This is a genomic window from Streptomyces sp. URMC 124, assembly GCF_051386455.1.
Classification (GTDB): domain Bacteria; phylum Actinomycetota; class Actinomycetes; order Streptomycetales; family Streptomycetaceae; genus Streptomyces.
In genome coordinates this window covers 1-17,070 of record NZ_JBPQTS010000160.1, presented here as the reverse complement: position 1 = coordinate 17,070, position 17,070 = coordinate 1, and the positions used below count along the sequence as shown (strand labels likewise).

Sequence of the window (17,070 nt, the reverse complement as noted above, 5' to 3'; positions counted from 1 at the left end):
GCTCCGCCGGGTCCAGGGCGGGCGCCCCGCGCCGCCGCCCGGCCGAAGGTCTTCGGCATCGGCCTGTCGCGCACCGGAACCCACTCCCTGACCGCCGCCCTGGGCACGCTCGGCTTCGACGTGGCGCACTACCCGGCCGACCCGGGCACCTACGCGGCGCTCCTCGCGGGCACCGCCCGCTTCCCCCTGCTCGACCACCGCGACGGCATCACCGACATCACCGTCGTGCCGTACTACCAGGACCTCGACCGGGCCTGGCCGGGCGCCAAGTTCATCCTCACCGTCCGCGAGGAGGAGGGCTGGCTGGCCTCCTGCCGCACGCACTGGAAGCGGTCGGTCGACGGCAAGGCGGGCCGGAGCGGGGCGTACCCGCAGCTCCAGCGCTTCCTGCGCGCCGCCGTCTACGCGAGCCACGAGTTCCACCCCGAGCGCTTCCGCACGGTCGCCCGCCGCCACACCGCCGAGGTGCTCCGGTACTTCACGGGCCGCCCCGGCGACCTGCTCGTCCTCGACATCACCGCCGGGCAGGGCTACGAGCGGCTGGCGCCCTTCCTCGGCGTCCCCGTGCCCGACGAGCCCTTCCCGCACACCAACGCCTACGCGAGGGTCCCGGCGGCAGAGGACGCTACAGCCGGCGGGACAGGACCCGCCGCGCCCGCCGGGAGCGCGCAGTGAATGCGTCCGGCCGGATCCGGACCCTCCCCGGGGACTTCTCCCCGCCCGGCGGGCGCCCCGTGGACCTGGTCCTGCGGACGGTCGGCGAGCGCACCACCGACCTCGCCTTGCGCCTCGCCGTCGAGAACATCCGCCCGAACCGCGTCCACATCGCCGAAAACATCCGGCCGTTGTCCGCAGCCGTGGACCGCATCCTCGCCATCGACCACCGCGGGGCCTCGCACGTCGTCCATCTGGACGCCGACTGTCTCGTCCTGGAGGACATGCGGCCGTTTCTGGACGCCAACGAACTGGCCTACACCGACTGTGTCGTGCACGACCGCTTCCGCGGCCGCGTCCACTGCGGCGTGCACATCACCCGCGCGGACCTGGTGGAGGGCATGCGCCGGGCGGACCCCGGCGCCTTCGCGCGGGACTGGCTGGGCCCCGTCCTGCGCCCCGAGGCCTTCCGCCGCCACCTCGCCCGCCGGGAGCTGCAGCCCGGCGTCCAGCTCAAGGGCTTCCGCATCCTCCACGACCACCTCCAGGACCACGCCGACGTCTACGCCAAGTACGCGCTGCGCGAGCTGCGCAGCCGCGACGAAGGCTCCCGGGCGCGGCTGGAGGCCGCGATGGCGCAGTGGGGCGACGGACCGGACTTCGCGGTCGCGCGGGTGGCGGTCCGGCACAGCCGCGAGCGCGTGCCGCAGGACGTGACGCCCGCTCAGCTCGCGGCCCACATCGAGGTGCTGCCCGCCGTCGCTGTGCGCGAGACCGCGGCCCTCGGGCTGCCGCCGCTGCCGCCCCCGGCCATGGCGGACGTCCACGAGGCCGCCGCGGCCCTCCCGCGCGAGGAGCGGGCGAAGGTCTTCGGGCTCGGCCTGCCCGGCACGGGAACCCGCAGCCTCACTACCGCCCTGCACGAACTCGGCTACGACCTGGCCTCGTTCCCCTTCGGCGCCGGCGACGCGGCCGCCCTGCGCCGCGGCGACGGCCGCTTCCCCGCCCTGCGCCACTACGACGGGCTGGCCGACGTCTTCGCCCTGCCGCACCTCGCCGAGCTGGACGCCCTCCACCCCGGGGCCCGGTTCGTGCTGACCGTGCGCGACAAGGAGGGCTGGCTGCGCGCCGCCGAACGGCTGTGGGACACCGGCTGGCCGGCGGGAGCGCCCGCCGCGGAGCGGGCCGCGCAGCGCGAGGCGCGCCGGCTGTTCCAGGAGCGCGTCTGCGGCGGGCACGGCTTCGACCGGGAGCGGCTGGCCCGGGTGTACGACGCCGGGACCGCCCGCGTCCGCGCGTACTTCGCCGGCCGCCCCGGCGAGCTGCTGGTCCTCGACGTCTGCGGCGGCGAGGGCTGGGAGAAGCTCGCGCCCTTCCTCGGCCGGCGGGCCCCCGCCGCGCCCTTCCCGCACACCAGGACGAACCCTCTGGACCTCCTGCCCCGCTGAAGCGGTCCTGCATCCCCCGAAGGGCCACCGGAGGGGAAGTTCCGCCCCGCGGCGGCCGGTGTGACGGCACCATGACCCGGTGACGTACGCCGCCGCCCAGCGCACCCCCGCCCCCGCCGCGCCGCCGGAGCTGGACCCCGGCCGGGACGACCCGCACTTCGACCGCGTGGCCTCCGCAAGCCTGCGGCAGATGGCGGGCCGGCTGCCGGCGGTCCTCGCCCGGGCCGCCCGGCTGGGGTGGGCCGCGGACCGGGCGGCCACGGTGCAGATACTGGCCGCCCAGTGCGTGGCGGCCGTGGCCGCGGCAGTCGCGCTCGCCGCCACCGCGCGCGTCATGGCCGGGCTCTTCGGGCCCGGCACGGCCGCCGAGCACCTGTACGCGGTGCTGCCCGCGCTCACCGTCGCCGCCGCGGCCGCCGCCCTGCGCGCCTGCGCGGACGCCACGGCCCAGTACGCCGCCCTCCGCCTGGCCCCCGAGGTCACCGCGCTGGCCGACGAGCGCATCCTGGCCGACACCCCCGAGGTCGAGCTGACCGCCTACGACCGGCCCGACTTCAACGACGCCCTGCAGGCCGCCGGCACCGGCGCCCAGGCCACCCAGGACCTGATCGCCGACGCCCAGGTGCTGCTCTCCGCCGTCGCCCAGCTGATCGCCGCGGCGGTCGCCCTCACGGCCCTGCACCCCCTGCTGCTGCCCCTGCTGGTCCTCGCCGTGCTGCCCAAGGGGGCCGCCGCCGTCGCCGCGGCCCGCATCGCCCACCGCGCCGCCCACACCAGCCTCGCCGACAACCGGCTGCGCTACCTCCTGCGCCGCTACAGCACCGAGCAGCGCATGGCCGCCGAGATTCGCGCCGGCACCATGGCCCCGTACCTGCGCCAGTGGTACGCGCACCTCACCGACAGGATCCGCACCCGCCACCGCGCCGCCGCCCCCCGCGTGCTGCTGGTGACGCTCTGCGGGGCCGCGGGCTCCGGCACCATGCTCGCCCTCACCTGGCTGACCGTGGGCGCGCTCGTCCTCGGCGGCGCCATGGGCCTGGCGGTCGCCGCCACCGCCGTCGTCGCCGTGCGGGCCTCCACGGCCGCACTGACCTCCCTGGTCATGGCGGGGGCCCGGCTCTTCCGCACCTCGCTCTACCTCCAGGACTGGCAGGCGTTCCTGGACCTGGCCGAGGAGCTGCGGGCTGTCCGCGGGCCGCAGCGGCTCGGGACCGGCGGCCCCCGGGAGATCCGCGCCCACGAGGTCTCCTACCGTCACCCCGGCGCCCCGCAGGGCAGGCCCGCCCTGGACCGCGTCAGCCTCACCCTGCGCTCGGGCGAACTCGTCGCGCTGGTGGGGGAGAACGGCTCCGGCAAGACCACCCTCTCCCGGCTGCTGACGGGGCTCTACCTGCCCACCGCCGGGCAGGTCACCTGGGACGGCACCGATCTCGCCGACGCCGACCCCCGTGACGTCTGGTCCCGCGTCGGCCTGGTCCCGCAGGACTACACGCGCTGGCCGATGGCGGCCCGCGAGAACATCACCCTGGGCCAGCCCCGCGGCGGCGACGACCTGGTGCGCGCCGCGGCCCGCGCCGCGGGCGCCGACAGCGTCCTCGACGGCCTCCCCGACGGACTGGACACCCTCCTCGCCAAGTCGTTCTGGGGCGGCCACGACCTCTCCGGCGGTCAGTGGCAGCGCTTCGCCGTGGCGCGCGCCTTCTACCGCGAGGCCACCGTCCTCGTCCTCGACGAGCCCACCTCGGCGATGGACCCGCGCGCGGAGCACACCGTCATCAGCCGCTTCAAGGAGCTGGCCGCGGGGCGCGCCGCCGTGTTCGTCACGCACAATCTGACCAACACCCGCATCGCCGACCGCATCGTCGTCCTCGCCGCCGGCCGCGTCGTGGAGGAGGGCACCTTCGAGGAACTCTCCGTCGGCGGAGGGCTCTTCGCAGAGCTGTACAAACTGTCCCAGGACCGCTGACCGCACCGGGGCCCGCAATGCAGGACTCTTAAAACCCTCTTACCTCCGTTCGTTATCAACTCCCCATGCACCTCTTCACCTCCTGCCGCACCGCCCGCGCCGCCGCCGTCGTGCTGGCGGCGACCCTCCCGTGCATCACCTTCGCCGAGCCCGCCCACGCCGCGGCCCCCGCGCAAACGGTCCGCGTGCACGGCCAGTCCGTCGACGTCCCGCTCCGCGGCGGCACCGCCACCGTCGACACCGCCACCCTGCGGGTCATCGCCCGCACGGCCGCGGGCGCCACCGTGGAGCTCTCCGCACCGGCCGCCACCGCCCCCGGAGCCCCGGGCGCCGTCACCGCCACCAAGGACGGGGCCCGCTGGGCGTACCCCGCCGCCGGCCTGGAGGTCACCGCCCGCGCCGACAAGGGCAGGCTCCTTATCGCCTTCCGGTCCACCGGAACCACCGACCGCACCCTGAAGTGGCCCGTCACGGGCACCGGTTCCCCCGCCTCCGCCCTGCAGCTGCCGCGCGGAGAAGGACTGTCGATCCCCGCCGGCGACACGTTCTGGAACGGGCCCGGGGCCAAGCTGGCCGGCAGCAGCATCGCCATGGACTCCGGCCTGACGCTGCCCCTGTGGGGCTGGTCCGCGGGCCGGAGCGGCGTCAGCTACCTCGTCCCCACCGACATCGGCACCACGCTCGACGTCACCTCCGAGAAGGGCACGCTGCGCGCCACCGCCGCCCACGCGTTCTCCCGCGGCGAGGGCACCACCGACTACACCGTGGCCTTCAGCCTCACCGACGGCTCCCCGGTCGCCCCCGCGCTGGACTACCGCGCCTGGCTGAAGGAGCACGGGCAACTGGGCAGCCTCAAGCGCAAGATGGAAGCCGTCCCCGCGAACAAGAAGCTGCTCGGCGCCTTCCACGCCTACACCTGGGGACAGGCCCGCACCGCCGACGGCGTCCGCAAGCTGCGCGCGCTCGGCGTGGACCGCATGTGGCTCGGCTACGACGCCGACGACCAGCCCATGACCCCGGCCGCCGTCAAGGCGGCGAAGGAGGCCGGCTACCTCGTCGGCCCCTACGACTCCTTCGCCAACGGCCAGGACCCGCAGAAGTCCGACGCGCCCACCTCCGTCTGGCCGGACAGGGTCTATCCCGACTTCTGCGTCCAGCGGGCCGACGGCACGCCCGAGCCCGGCTTCCACGACCGCGGCTGCTACCTCAGCACCGAGGCGTTCGAGAAGGCCGAGCCCACCCGTCACTACCTCGCCGACCGCACCCGCAAGATGACCGCGAACGGCGCCGACGGCTACTTCCTCGACGTCGACGCCGCCGGCGAGCTCTACCGCGACCACAGCGCCGCACACCCCCAGACCAAGGCCCGCGACCGCGCGGGCCGGCTCGCCCGCATGAAGCGCCTCGCCGACGGCAACCGCCTCGCCCTCGGCTCGGAGTCCGCGGGCGCCTGGGCCAACGAGGTGCTGTCCTACGACCACGGCTCCGGCACGCCCGTGCACGACGGCCTGTGGGCCGCCCAGCGCGACAAGGAGAAGTGGGGCGGCTACGCCCCCGCCAAGGCACCCGCCGTCTTCTTCAAGCCCGCCGAGCTCCCGGCCGACGTCGCCAAGGCCATGTACGACCCCGCCTACCGCGTCCCGCTGTTCGAAACGGCCCTCCACGACTCCCTGGTCAACGCCGAGCGCTGGGAGCTCTCCTACGACAAGCTGCCGCAACAGAAGACCACCCGCGCCCTGCTGGCGATGCTCTACAACACCCCGCTCAACTTCGTCATCGGCGGCGACTCCCTGGAGAAGCAGGGCAGCGAGCTCGCCGCCCTGCAGAAGTACTTCTCGCCCCTGCACCAGGCGGCCGGTGCGGAGCCCATGACGGACTTCCGGACCCTCACCGGCGACCGCACCGTCCAGCGCACCGCCTTCGGCAACGGCACCCTCACCGTCACCGCCAACTTCGGCACCAAGGCCTACGAGGGCCTGCCCGGCGGCTGCGTCGACGCGAAGCTCAAGGGCGACGACAAGCCGCGGCGCCTGTGCCCCGCCACGGTGAACGTCAACCCGTAGCGCCGAGAGCCAGCACGGTCTCCACCGTGTCGGCCTCCTCCGCCCGCTTGTCCTCCCGGTAGCGCACCACGCGCGCGAACCGCAGTGTCACCCCCGCCGGGTACCGGGAGGACCGCTGGAGACCGTCGAAGGCGATCTCCACCACCAGCTCCGGCCGCACCGTCACCACGAAGCCGTCGGCGCTCACGGCCAGCTCCCGCAGCCGCTCCGTCTGCCACTCCAGCATGGCGTCCGTCATGCCCTTGAACGTCTTGCCCAGCATCGCGAACGAGCCGTCCGGCCGCCGCGCCCCCAGGTGCAGGTTCGACAGCTTTCCCGTGCGCCGCCCGTGGCCCCACTCCGCGGCCAGCACGACCAGGTCCAGGGTGTGCACCGGCTTCACCTTCAGCCACGCGGCGCCCCGCCGGCCCGCCGTGTACGGCGCGTCCAGCGCCTTGACGACCACGCCCTCGTGGCCGCGCCGCAGCACCTCCTCCGCGAAGTCCCGCGCCGCGGCGCGCTCCGCGGCCTCCGCCGGGTCCGCGACCACCAGGCGCCGCACCCGCAGCGGCCCCGGCACCACCCGCGCCAGCTCCGCGTGGCGCTCGGCCACCGGAAGCGCCAGCAGGTCCCGGCCGTCCACGGCCAGCAGGTCGAAGAAGACCGGCGACAGGGGCACCGTCACCGCGGCCCCCGCCACGTCCAGCCGCGAACCCACCCGGCCCGCCGTCTCCTGGAACGGCCGCGGCCGCCCCTGCGCGTCCAGGGCGATCACCTCGCCGTCCAGCACCGCGGAGGACACCGGCAGCTCCCGCGCCACGCGGCACAGCTCGGGCAGCCGCTCGGTGATCTCCTCCAGCTTGCGCGTCCAGATGCGCACCTCGTCGCCCGCGCGGTGCACCTGCACCCGGATCCCGTCGAGCTTCTCCTCCACGGCGCACGGGCCCAGCCGGTCCAGCGCTTCCTCGACGTCCTTGGCGGTGTGCGCCAGCATCGGCTGCACCGGGCGGCCCACCTCCAGCCGGAAGTCCGCCAGGGCCGCCGGGCCCCGCGCCAGCAGCTCGCGCGCGACCGCCGCGAGCGAGCCGCCCAGCATCACGGCGCGGCGCACCTCGGCGGGGTCGGCGCCCGCGGCGGCCGCGAGCCCTTCGGCCGCGAGCGCGTCGAGGGCGCCCTGCCGCAGCTCCCCGCCGAGCAGCCCCCGCAGGAACCGCTGTTCCTGCTCCGTGGCCGCGCCCATCAGCGCGTCCACCCGGCGCTTGCGCTCGACCTGGGCGCCCTTGCCGGCCACGGCGGCGATCCCGTCGACCGCCCGGTCGACGTCCGCGACGGTCAGCGTGGGCGCGGCCGCCGCGGCCGGGGAGGAGCGCAGCACGCTCCAGCCGATGCCGACCCTGCCCTGCGGCAGCCGCCCCGACAGGTACGTCAGGGCGACGGGCGCCTCCCGCGGGTCCGCACCGCGGAAGAGTTCCGCCAGCAGGGCGGTCTTCTCCGATCGCGCGGAGGTCGCGGCCATCTCGGCGGACACGCGGGCGACATCGGCCAGGAGCATGCCTTTATCGTGCTACGGGTGCGGGCGGAGCGCAGGCCGGCTCAGCCCTGCAGCCGGTCCCAGAACCCGCAGTGGTGCTCGGCGCCCACGCGGACCTGACGGATGCCGCCGGCGCCCGGCGCGAGGGACTGGGCCAGGGCGCGCTCCCGGTAGGCGGGCCAGTGCGGGGCACCGGCGCCGTTCGGGTTGCCCGAGTGGGCGAAGCGCGTCCAGTAGTCGATCATCCGGTCGGACAGCACCCGCTGCGCGCTGTTCAGGGGCCGCTGCGTCGGGAAGGGGCTGAACAGATAGGGCAGTTCGAAGGCGTGCGAGGCCCCGTAGGAGAAGCCGGGCACCGCCGGCAGGCTGTCCAGGAGGGGCGCGTCACGGTCGGCGAACTCGTAGGCGTACGTCGGCACCCGCCCGGCCAGCGCGCGGTCGGCCCGCACCGCCGTGCAGACGAACGTGGTGTCGGTGATCACCGCGGACCAGGCCAGCGCGGGCGTGGCGTACTGCCTCAGCGGGTACTCGGCCTCGACGGCGCGCGCGGCGGAGCCGAAGGACTCCGCCAGCCGGGCCCGGTAGTCCTGCTCGTTCCGCAGGGGGAACTGCGTCAGGGTCAGGCCGGTGAACAGCCGCATCTCGTCGAGGTTGGTGCCCTGGATCACCGGCACCCGGTGGAAGCGGCCGGCGGTGAGCGCACGGTCCGGCGCCGAGGGCAGCAGGGCGTTGCCGTAGACCGGCTTGCTGAAGGTCTGCCCGAGCTCGGGCGTCACCAGCTTGTCCGCGCTCAGCTTGCGCAGGCAGTCCAGTGCCCCGGCCCCCTGCGGGCAGCCGAGCCGCCCGGCCGCGGCGGCACCCGTCTCCTGGAGCGTCCGCTGCGACACGAAGAACCCGGAGCCCGGCGTGTGGGGCGTGACGGCTCCGCCGGGGAAGGCCGTCATGCACGAACCGCTCTGCAGGACCGCCTTGTGGAAGAGCCCGGCCGCCGTGGGCGACGTGAGCTGGGCGCAGGTGCTGATGGCCCCGGCCGACTCGCCGAAGAGGGTCACGTCGTGCGGGTTGCCCCCGAAGCGCGCGGCGTTGGCCCGCACCCATCTCAGGGCCGCCTGCTGGTCGGCGAGGCCGAAGGCGGGCGCGTCACCGAGCTCCGGGTGGCCGAAGTAGCCGAGCGCGCCCAGCCGGTAGTTGACCGTGACGACGACGGTGTCGCCGCGCGTGGCCAGGCGTCCGGTGTGGTACTCGCTGCCGGTGCCGCCGACGAACCCTCCGCCGTGCACCCACACCATGACGGGCCGGCCGTGGCCCGGCGCACGGCCCGTCGGCGTGGTGACGTTGAGGTACAGGCAGTCCTCCGAGCCGGTCGCCGGACCCGTGCCGAAGATCGGCGTCTGCAGGCACTGGGCGGACGGCTTCCCCGCGTCCCGCACGCCCTTCCAGGGGCGGGCCGGCTGCGGAGCGCGCCAGCGCAGCGGGCCGGTCGGCGGCGCGGCGAACGGGATGCCCTCGTAGGTGGCGTACGTGCCGTGTGCTCTGCCGCGCACGCGGCCGTGGTCCGTGGTGACGACGGGCCGGTCCGGCGCGTCCGATCGCGGCCCCGGTGGTGCGGCGGTGGCCGAGGTGGCGGAGGTGACGGACAGAACGGCCAGGAGCAGGGCGAGGAGGGCCCCGCTCCGGCGGCGGGGGAGGCGGACATGCTGCATGCGTATGTCCTTTCGGCGGGCGGGCTCGTGGTCGGCCCGGGCAACCGGGTAGTACCCACCCAGCACCATGCATATCTCCACACCGCCCCATTACCTGGCGTCACGTCATGGCCGTGGCCCGACGATCTCCTTCCCCTCGGAGACGGTGATGGCGGCCGCGGGACAGGAGTCCGCCGCGTCCAGCACCGTCTCGCCGGGCTCCGTCCTTTCCCTCACAGCCCGGGAGCGCTCGCCGTCCAGTGCGAACAGCTCCGGTGCCAGGGCCGCGCAGATTCCCGAGCCGAGGCACGCGCTCCGGTCCACCGTCACCCGCCACGCCGCCGTGCCGTCCGCCGCCCCTGCCGCCCCTGCCGGGTCGGCCCGGTCCGCCCGGTCCGCCGGGTCCGCCACCGGGCTCACCACCCCACCGGCATCGAACGCGGCCCGCGGACCAGCATCCCCGTCTTCCAGACGAGGTCACCGGCCGGCCGGAGCCCGGGCAGCCGCAGGAGCAGGGCCCGCAGGGCCTCCTGGAGCTCCAGCCGGGCCAGCGGGGCGCCCAGGCAGTGGTGCACGCCGTGGCCGAAGCCCAGGTGCTGGTTGCCCTCCCGGCCGATGTCGAGGGTCTCGGGGTCGGCGAACCGGCGGGCGTCGCGGTTCGCCGCGCCGACGGCCACCAGGACCGCGTCGCCCTTGCGCACGAGCGTGCCGCCCACCTCGACGTCGTCCAGCGCGTAGCGGGCGAACGACGCTCCCGCGCCCAGCGGGACGAAGCGCATCAGCTCCTCGACGGCGCCCGGCAGGAGGGAGGGGTCGGCCTGCAGCCGCTCGCGCTCCGCGGGGTGATCGAAGAGGGTGAGCACGAAGTTGGGGATCTGCGTGGCCGTGGTCTCGTGCCCGGCGACGAGGATGCCCACGCACAGCTCGATCAGCTCGCTCTCGGAGAGCCGGTCGTCCACGTCCCGCGCCTCGATCAGGGCGGTCATCAGGTCCTCGGCGGGCCGGGCGCGGTGCTCCTCGACGAGCCCGGCCATGTAGGCCCGCAGCTCGTCCCGGTTCACCGTCTTCTCCTCGGCCGTCAGCGAAGAGGTCGACAGGGCGGCGTCGCTCCACTTGCGGAAGCGCGGACGGTCCTCCTCCGGCACCCCGAGCAGCCGGCAGATCACGGCGACGGGGATCGGCAGCGCGTAGTCCTCCACCAGGTCGGCGGGCGGGCCCGCCGCCACCATCGCCTCCACCAGGCTCTCGGCGAGCGCCCGCACGCCCGGGCGCAGCTTCTCCACGCGCGGGGTGGTGAACGCCTTCGTCACCAGCGTCCGCAGCCGCGTGTGGTCGGGCGGGTCCATGCTCAGCAGGCCGGTGTCGCGCGGCCCGTTGCCGCGGCGCGGCTCGTCGTGGCGGGCGCCCTCGGCCCGGCTGAACCGCCGGTCGCCGAGGACGAGCCGGGCGTCGGCGTAACGGGTGACGAGCCAGGCGGGCTCGCCGTACTCCATGCGGACGCGCAGCAGCCCCTCGTTGCGGCGCACCTGGGCGTACTTCCCGGACAGGGCCAGTCCGGCGGGGTCGTTGAAGGGATAGGCAGTGGGCTCGTCGTGGGTGATGGACATCCGCGCGCCTCTTTCCTGAGCGTCCCTGTGTCGAGGCAAGCGTCGGCAGAGATGGGTGCCTCAGTCAACAAGGCGTCGGCTTCCCGCTGCCCGGCCCGCGCTGTCGCTGATGCGTATCAGCAGCGCCACCATCAGCCAGTTGGCGACGAGCGAGGAGCCGCTCTTGGCGAGGAACGGCAGCGCCTTGCCGGTCAGCGGGATCAGCCCCGTCACCCCGCCCGTCACGACGAAGACCTGCAGGGCCAGGGCCGCCGCGAGCCCGACGGCCAGCAGCTTGCCGAACGGGTCGCGCGCGGCCACCGCGGTGCTCAGGCCGCGCTGGGCCAGCAGCGCGTACAGCATCAGGACGACCATCGTGCCGGCCAGGCCCATCTCCTCGCCGACCGTGGTGAGGATGAAGTCGCTGCGGCCGGCGAAGCCGATCAGCTCGGGATGGCCCTCGCCGAGCCCGGTGCCGGTGACCCCTCCGCTGCCGAACCCGAACAGGGCCTTCGCGAGCTGGTCCGAACCCCCCTGCTGACCGTGCAGCGCCTCGAACGGGTGCTGCCACGCGTCGATCCTGCCCTTGACGTGCGGCTCCGCCGAGCCGACCACGACGGCGCCCGCCGACGCCATCAGCAGGCCGCACAGCACCCAGCTGAACCGCTCGGTGGCCGCGTACAGCATCACCACGAACAGCCCGAAGAAGATCAGCGAGGTGCCCAGGTCCCGCTCGAAGACCAGCACCAGCAGGCTCAGCACCCACACCGTGAGGATCGGCGCGAGCTGCCGCCCCGGTGGCAGCCGCACCCCCAGCACCTTGCGGCCGGTCAGGGCCAGCGCGTCCCGGTGGACGACCAGGTAGCCCGCGAAGAACACCGCGATCATGGTCTTGACGAACTCGCCCGGCTGGAACGACAGCGAGCCGATGAAGATCCACCGCTTGGCGCCGTAGGTGTCGCCGGGGAAGAACGCCGGGGCCATCAGCAGCGCCAGCGCCACGGCCATCGTGAGGTAGATGTAGCGCTGGAGCCGGCGGTGGTCCTTCAGCGCGACGACCACGCCCACGCACAGGCCCACGCCGATCACCGTCCACATCAGCTGGTTGGAGGCCGTCGGGGCCGAGTGGTAGCGCTCGGCGTAGGAGAAGTCCAGCCGGTACAGCAGCACCAGGCCGATCCCCGACAGCAGGACGGCCAGGGGAAGGATCAGCGGATCGGCGTACGGGGCCCAGCGGCGCACGGCCAGGTGCGGCACCAGCGCCAGGCAGACCATGGCGCCCGCGAAGCCGGCGGCGCCGCCGGGTATCCGGCCGGTCGTCGCGAGGCCGGTGTACCCGTAGCCGAAACAGGTGATCAGGACGGCCAGGCCGAGCAGCAGCGCCTCCCGGTTGCGCCGTGCCGCGGGAGACGGGTCCCGCGCCTGCGCACGGTGCTCGTCACGGCCATAGAGGTGCACGGAATCCACGGTCACACCGATCACTATCGTCGGCCCCGCCTGAAGGAATCCTGAGATTCCTGAACGAACCTTCAGGAATCGGATGTTCCGCAGCTCATCCCTCCGGCGCGGGTCCCTCCGGACCCGGCTCCTCCGGGCGGTGCCTCCCCGGGCAGCGGGAACCACGCCACCAGGCGAGCCCCCTGCGCGGCGGGCGCCGCCTCCAGGTCCCCGCCGTGGGCGCGCGCCACCTCCCGGGCGATGGCCAGCCCGAGCCCGCTGCCGCCGCTCTCCCGCGCCCGCGCCGCGTCCAGCCGCACGAAGCGCTCGAAGACCCGCTCGCGCTCCTCCTCGGGGATCCCCGGCCCGTCGTCGGCGACCTCCAGCACCGCCCGCCCCGCGGCCGCGTCGAGCGAGGCGGTGATCACCACGCGCGAGGCGGCGTGCCGCAGCGCGTTGTCGACCAGGTTCGCCAGCAGGCGCTCCAGCTGTCCCGTCCGGGCGCGCAGCGGCACCGGATGCGCGGCCCGCACCGTCAGCGGCACCCGGGACGACGGGCGCCGCGCCGCCTCCTCGGCCGCCAGCAGCGCGAGGTCCGCGGGCTCCCCGGCCGCCGTCGGCGCCCGCGCGTCGAGCCGGGCCAGGAGCAGCAGGTCCGCGGCCACGTGCTGCAGCCGCACGGTGTCCTCCAGCGCCGCCCGCACGCCCTCGGGCGACGGCCCGCCGGGCGCGGCCAGCGCCACCTCCAGCCGGGAGCGCACCGCGGCCACGGGGTTGCGCAGCTCGTGCGAGGCGTCGGCGACGAACTGCCGCTGCCGGCCCACCGCGAGCTCCAGCCGGTCCAGCGTGGCGTTGACCGTACGGGCCAGCTGCGCCACCTCGTCGCCCGCGGCCGGTACGGGCACCCGCCGGTCCAGCGCGCTCGCGGTGACGGCGGCCAGCTCCGTGCGGATCGTGGCCACCGGCCGCAGCGCGGCCCCCGTCACCGCCCAGGCGATGGCCGCGGCCAGGGCGATCAGGGGCGGGGCGCCCGCGAGGAGGCCGAACGCGACGGCGTGCGTGGCGCCGTCGACGTCGTTGAGCACCGTCAGCGCGTACACGTACCGCTCGGCCCGCACCCCGCCCGGCCCCGGCGGCGCCGCGGCCCGCACCACCACGACGTCGCCGCGGTCGCCCCCCGTCGCGAGGCCGCCGGAGAGGATGCGGTGGGCCGCGTCGTGCCCGCCCTCCGGGCGCAGCGGGGCGAACTCCCGCGCGAGCGCCTCCGCCGACGGCCGGGTGGTGGCGACCACCGCCCCCCGCGCGTCGAGGACGAGCACGAGGTCCACGCCCGTGCGGGGCGAGGGCAGCAGGGCGGGCAGCTCTCCGGCGTCCGCCCGCGCCGCCACCTCGCGGGCGGCCAGCTCCGTGCGGCCGTTCGTGGTGTCCAGGAGGTTGGCGCGCAGCACCGTGTACAGCCACGTGCCGCCCACGCCGAGCACCACCGCCATCGCCAGGGCCGCCGCGGCCGCGCACCTGCCGCGCAGCGTGCGCGGCAGCACCGGCCGGCGCGCAGCGGTCACGGGCGGCCGCCGTCCGCGGCGATGCGGTAGCCCGTGCCGTGCACGGTCACGATCGTGCGCCGGCCGAACGGCGCGTCGATCTTCCTGCGCAGCGAGGAGACGTACACCTCCACGATGTTCGCGTCGGTGTCGCCGGGGAAGTCCCAGACCTCGTCCAGGATGTCGCGCTTGGCCACCGCCCGGCCCGCGTTCGCCATCAGGTACTGCAGGACGGCCAGCTCGCGCGCGGTCAGCTCGATCTCCACCCCGCCGCGCAGGCAGCGGCGCGCCGCGGGGTCCAGCACCAGGTCACCGGCGCGCAGCGGGGGAGCGCCCCCGCCGCCCCGGCGGCGGCCGAGCGCGCGCAGCCGGGCGAGCAGCACCACGAACGAGAACGGCTTCGACAGGTAGTCGTCGGCCCCCGCGTCGAGCCCCTCCGCCTCGTCGTACTCGCCGTCCTTGGCGGTCAGCAGCAGCACCGGCGTCCACTGGCCGAGTGCGCGCATCCGCCGGCAGATCTCGTAGCCGCTCGGGCCCGGCAGCATCACGTCGAGCACGATCACGTCGTAGGCGCCGGTGAGCGCCGCCTCCAGGCCGCGGTGGCCGTCGTGGACGGCGTCCACCAGATGACCCTCGGCGGCCAGCCCCTGCCGCAGCGAGTCGGCCAGCCCCGTCTCGTCCTCGACTATCAGAATGCGCACGCCCCAAGCGTCACATATGCCACGAGAAGCACTTGCGGCGTGCCCTGCCGGGCTCGCGCGTGATGTCCCGCACACTCGAAGGCAGGGCCGTAACCGCCTGATGACCGCCGGGTTGACCCGGGGGAGAGCACGCAGGAACGCACCCCGCCACAGGACGGAGCAGTGGTACATCCATGAGCAAACGCCAGAAGGGCCGCAGGCACCGCAGGGTCAACCGCACTCCGCGCCCGGTCGGTGCGGCCGTCCGCCGCCGTTCCCCGGCCGCGGCCCCGCAGCCGGCCGTCGCGCACGCGGCCGCGCCGCCCGCTGCGACGGCCACCGCCCGGCAGCCGGTGACGCAGAAGGCGCCGCAGGAGCCGTTGGAGCCCGCGGCCCGGCGGTCCGCGGCGCCGGCGCGTGCCGCCGCGGAACGGTCCGCCCCGCCGGCCGCCGCCCCCGAGCTGAGCCGGCACACCGCGCGCACGTGGGAGAGCCTGCGGACGTACGGTGCCGCGGGGGCCTCCCTGGAAGAGCTGTGCGTCGCCGTGGGCTATCAGCCGCGCACCGTCACGAAGCACGTCCAGGGCCTCGCGGACCAGGGCCTGGCCGAGCTCCGTGACGACCGCTGGTACGCCCGCGAGCCGGCCGGCGCGCTGGCGGCGACCGCCGGTTAGACCGGACCGGACCGCCGCGGCGCCGGCACCGCCGGGCTCCCCGGCCACAGCTGGCGCACCCGGAGTCGGGGATAGGGACACGAGCGCCGCCGCGGCCGGGAACCTCCCCGCCGCAGCGGTGCCCGGCCACGGCGGCGAGGGTCCGGCGGCACCGGAACCGCGGCGCCGTCTCCCGTGCACGGGCCGGCCCGGGCGGGGCGGGTACCGCCGGGGTCGCCTAGTACCACCGGGGCCGGCCGGGGCCGCCGGAGTCGCCGTCCGCCAAGCGGCGGTCCAAGGCGGCCAGGACCGCCTCGTGCCGGGCCAGGGCGTCGGCCGCGCGCTCCAGCGAGCGCGCCGCCGTCTCGGCGCGGTCCGCATGGGCGATCATCCGCTTGTGCAGGGCCGCGCCCTCCGCGCCGAGCGGGGCCACCTCCGCGGCGCTGGAGCGCAGCCGGGCCGCCTGCTCCCGCAGCGAGCAGGCCTGCGCCCGGACGGGCCGCGACCAGGGCGCGTGCTCCGCGCCGGCGCCCGTCACCGGATCCCTCCGGGCCGCAGCATCCGCCAGGGCGCGAACGCGTTGCGCACCCCCTGCAGCGCCGGGGCGAGCTCCGGGTGGTGGCGCATCAGCACGTCGGTCATGCCGGTGCGGTCGATCCACTCCATGCCCTCGGGGGTGTAGATCTCCGGGCGGTAGTCCCGGGTGAAGAAGCGGTCGCTCTTCAGCCGCCGGGACGCCATCAGCACGAAGACCCGGAACGCCGTGTCGCTGAACGCGAACCCCCGCGGCCGCTGTTCGGCGTACAGGCCGACCATGGTGTCGACGCGCTCCAGCCGGCCGTCGTAGACCTCGCGCAGCTCGGCCGCGAGCCCCACGTCGCCGCCCGTCAGCTCCTCGAAGCCGGAGACCGGCGGGCGGTGCAGCGCCGCCCGCAGCGCCGTGTAGCGGGGCACGCCCCGCTCGCGGTCGCGCAGGATGTCCACCGCGCCGACGTCCACGTGTTCGCCGGAGATCCGCAGGAGGTCGCGCAGGCAGTCGGGGTGGTTGTGGAGCGTGATGTCGCCGGGGTTCATCACGCCGAAGGAGTACAGCAGGTCGGAGAGGCCGTACTTGTCCACCGCCGGCCGGGTGGCCAGCGCCTGCAGGCCGTCGAAGTCCGTCCGCTCGACCAGCGCGCCCGTGCGGTGCGAGTGGATCGCGTACTCGTCGCGGACGAGGGGGTGCAGCCGGTAGGCGGCGACGAACTCCTCGGTCATCGAGTACGGCGCGGTGTGGTGGTCGGTGGGGGAGCCGGGGATGCCGAACAGCGACTCGCCGGTGCCGAACCGGCCGACCCGGCGCCGCACCCGCGCGGGCAGGACCCCGTACCAGTTCATGTGCATGGCCGCACGGGTGACGGGGTGGGAGACCACGCCCGGGGTCCACTCCACGGTGTGGATCTTCGCCATGACGGCGGCGTTGACGAGCCGGGCCGTCTGGAAGAGCCGCTCGTCCCCCCATGTGGGGTGGGCGGCGGTGATCCGGTCGCAGATGGCGTTGTGCTCCTTGGCGAAGAGCGTGTGCAGCAGGGACAGCCCGACCCAGTAGTTGTCGTTGAAGCCCGTGAGGTCGATGCCGGACAGCCCCGGCGCGGTCTCGGCGGGCAGCCGTCCGTCCGTCAGGGCGAGCTTGCCCCGCTCGCCCGTGCGCAGGGCCCGGCAGCGCTCCTCGCTCGAACCGTAGAGCTGGGAGCCGTCCCACCAGTGGGTGACGGTGTTCTCGTACGTGGGCGGGTGCGCCGGGCCTGTCCGGCATCGACCTCACGGGCTTCAACGACAACTACTGGGTCGGGCTGTCCCTGCTGCACACG

Annotated in this window: 13 protein-coding genes and 1 pseudogene; 5 read left to right on the top strand and 9 right to left on the bottom strand. The window is 75.2% G+C overall.

Going from position 1 to position 17,070, the window contains the following annotated elements; genetic code table 11:
• From ACSNOG_RS26800 to ACSNOG_RS26785, 4 genes are all read left to right on the top strand, one after another.
• On the top strand, nucleotides 1-675 hold a 675-nt coding region (locus ACSNOG_RS26800), incomplete at its 5' end, for a sulfotransferase family protein (RefSeq protein ID WP_436755270.1).
• On the top strand, nucleotides 672-2,102 hold the full coding sequence (locus ACSNOG_RS26795) for a sulfotransferase family protein (RefSeq protein ID WP_436755269.1): 1,431 nt from the start codon (nucleotides 672-674) through the stop codon (nucleotides 2,100-2,102). The genes ACSNOG_RS26800 and ACSNOG_RS26795, both read left to right, overlap by 4 nt.
• A gap of 79 nt (nucleotides 2,103-2,181) precedes the next feature.
• On the top strand, nucleotides 2,182-4,068 hold the full coding sequence (locus tag ACSNOG_RS26790; RefSeq protein WP_436755268.1) for an ATP-binding cassette domain-containing protein: 1,887 nt from the start codon (nucleotides 2,182-2,184) through the stop codon (nucleotides 4,066-4,068).
• 65 nt (nucleotides 4,069-4,133) lie between these two features.
• The gene (locus ACSNOG_RS26785) at nucleotides 4,134-6,131 is read left to right on the top strand and encodes a glycoside hydrolase (protein WP_436755267.1); all 1,998 of its coding nucleotides are present in this window, start codon (nucleotides 4,134-4,136) and stop codon (nucleotides 6,129-6,131) included.
• Here ACSNOG_RS26785 and ACSNOG_RS26780 read toward each other — a convergent pair.
• The 7 genes from ACSNOG_RS26780 to ACSNOG_RS26750 form a co-directional block, all read right to left on the bottom strand.
• Nucleotides 6,121-7,662: an ATP-dependent DNA ligase gene (locus tag ACSNOG_RS26780; protein WP_436755266.1), complete on the bottom strand. Its 1,542-nt coding sequence runs from the start codon at nucleotides 7,660-7,662 to the stop codon at nucleotides 6,121-6,123. The two genes, ACSNOG_RS26785 and ACSNOG_RS26780, sit on opposite strands and share 11 nt — an antisense overlap.
• Nucleotides 7,663-7,703: 41 nt before the next feature.
• Nucleotides 7,704-9,344 carry a carboxylesterase/lipase family protein gene (locus tag ACSNOG_RS26775; RefSeq protein WP_436755265.1) on the bottom strand — a complete coding sequence of 547 codons (1,641 nt, stop codon included), beginning with the start codon at nucleotides 9,342-9,344 and terminating at the stop codon, nucleotides 7,704-7,706.
• Between the two features lie 105 nt (nucleotides 9,345-9,449).
• On the bottom strand, nucleotides 9,450-9,734 hold the full coding sequence (locus ACSNOG_RS26770) for a ferredoxin (RefSeq protein WP_436755264.1): 285 nt from the start codon (nucleotides 9,732-9,734) through the stop codon (nucleotides 9,450-9,452).
• 5 nt (nucleotides 9,735-9,739) lie between these two features.
• Complete coding sequence (locus ACSNOG_RS26765; RefSeq protein WP_436755263.1) at nucleotides 9,740-10,930, bottom strand: cytochrome P450; 1,191 nt, start codon at nucleotides 10,928-10,930, stop codon at nucleotides 9,740-9,742.
• A 60-nt stretch (nucleotides 10,931-10,990) separates the two neighbouring features.
• The gene (locus ACSNOG_RS26760) at nucleotides 10,991-12,367 is read right to left on the bottom strand and encodes an FtsW/RodA/SpoVE family cell cycle protein (RefSeq protein ID WP_436755271.1); all 1,377 of its coding nucleotides are present in this window, start codon (nucleotides 12,365-12,367) and stop codon (nucleotides 10,991-10,993) included.
• Nucleotides 12,368-12,438: 71 nt separating this feature from the next.
• Nucleotides 12,439-13,908, bottom strand: coding sequence for a sensor histidine kinase (locus ACSNOG_RS26755; protein WP_436755262.1), 1,470 nt, complete (start codon nucleotides 13,906-13,908; stop codon nucleotides 12,439-12,441).
• Nucleotides 13,905-14,588, bottom strand: coding sequence for a response regulator transcription factor (locus tag ACSNOG_RS26750; RefSeq protein ID WP_436755261.1), 684 nt, complete (start codon nucleotides 14,586-14,588; stop codon nucleotides 13,905-13,907). The genes ACSNOG_RS26755 and ACSNOG_RS26750 overlap by 4 nt, the downstream gene beginning before the upstream one ends.
• Before the next feature lie 173 nt (nucleotides 14,589-14,761).
• On the opposite strand from ACSNOG_RS26750, the gene ACSNOG_RS26745 reads away from it, so the two are divergent.
• Complete coding sequence (locus ACSNOG_RS26745) at nucleotides 14,762-15,241, top strand: hypothetical protein (protein WP_436755260.1); 480 nt, start codon at nucleotides 14,762-14,764, stop codon at nucleotides 15,239-15,241.
• A 217-nt stretch (nucleotides 15,242-15,458) separates the two neighbouring features.
• Here the strand turns inward: ACSNOG_RS26745 and ACSNOG_RS26740 are convergent, their stop codons facing one another.
• Nucleotides 15,459-15,758, bottom strand: a complete 300-nt coding sequence (locus ACSNOG_RS26740; protein WP_436755259.1) for a hypothetical protein — start codon at nucleotides 15,756-15,758, stop codon at nucleotides 15,459-15,461.
• A pseudogene (locus tag ACSNOG_RS26735) lies at nucleotides 15,755-17,002 on the bottom strand (peroxidase family protein); the annotation flags it as partial. The pseudogene ACSNOG_RS26735 and the gene ACSNOG_RS26740, both read right to left, overlap by 4 nt.
• Nucleotides 17,003-17,070: the final 68 nt, after the last annotated feature.

Bases quoted from the DNA above. Each gene is read 5' to 3' on its own strand.
- ACSNOG_RS26785 (WP_436755267.1), top strand. From the start codon at position 4,134: ATGCACCTCTTCACCTCCTGCCGCACCGCCCGCGCCGCCGCCGTCGTG.
- ACSNOG_RS26780 (WP_436755266.1), bottom strand. From the start codon at position 7,662: ATGCTCCTGGCCGATGTCGCCCGCGTGTCCGCCGAGATGGCCGCGACC.
- ACSNOG_RS26765 (WP_436755263.1), bottom strand. From the start codon at position 10,930: ATGTCCATCACCCACGACGAGCCCACTGCCTATCCCTTCAACGACCCC.
- ACSNOG_RS26775 (WP_436755265.1), bottom strand. From the start codon at position 9,344: ATGCAGCATGTCCGCCTCCCCCGCCGCCGGAGCGGGGCCCTCCTCGCC.
- ACSNOG_RS26745 (WP_436755260.1), top strand. From the start codon at position 14,762: ATGAGCAAACGCCAGAAGGGCCGCAGGCACCGCAGGGTCAACCGCACT.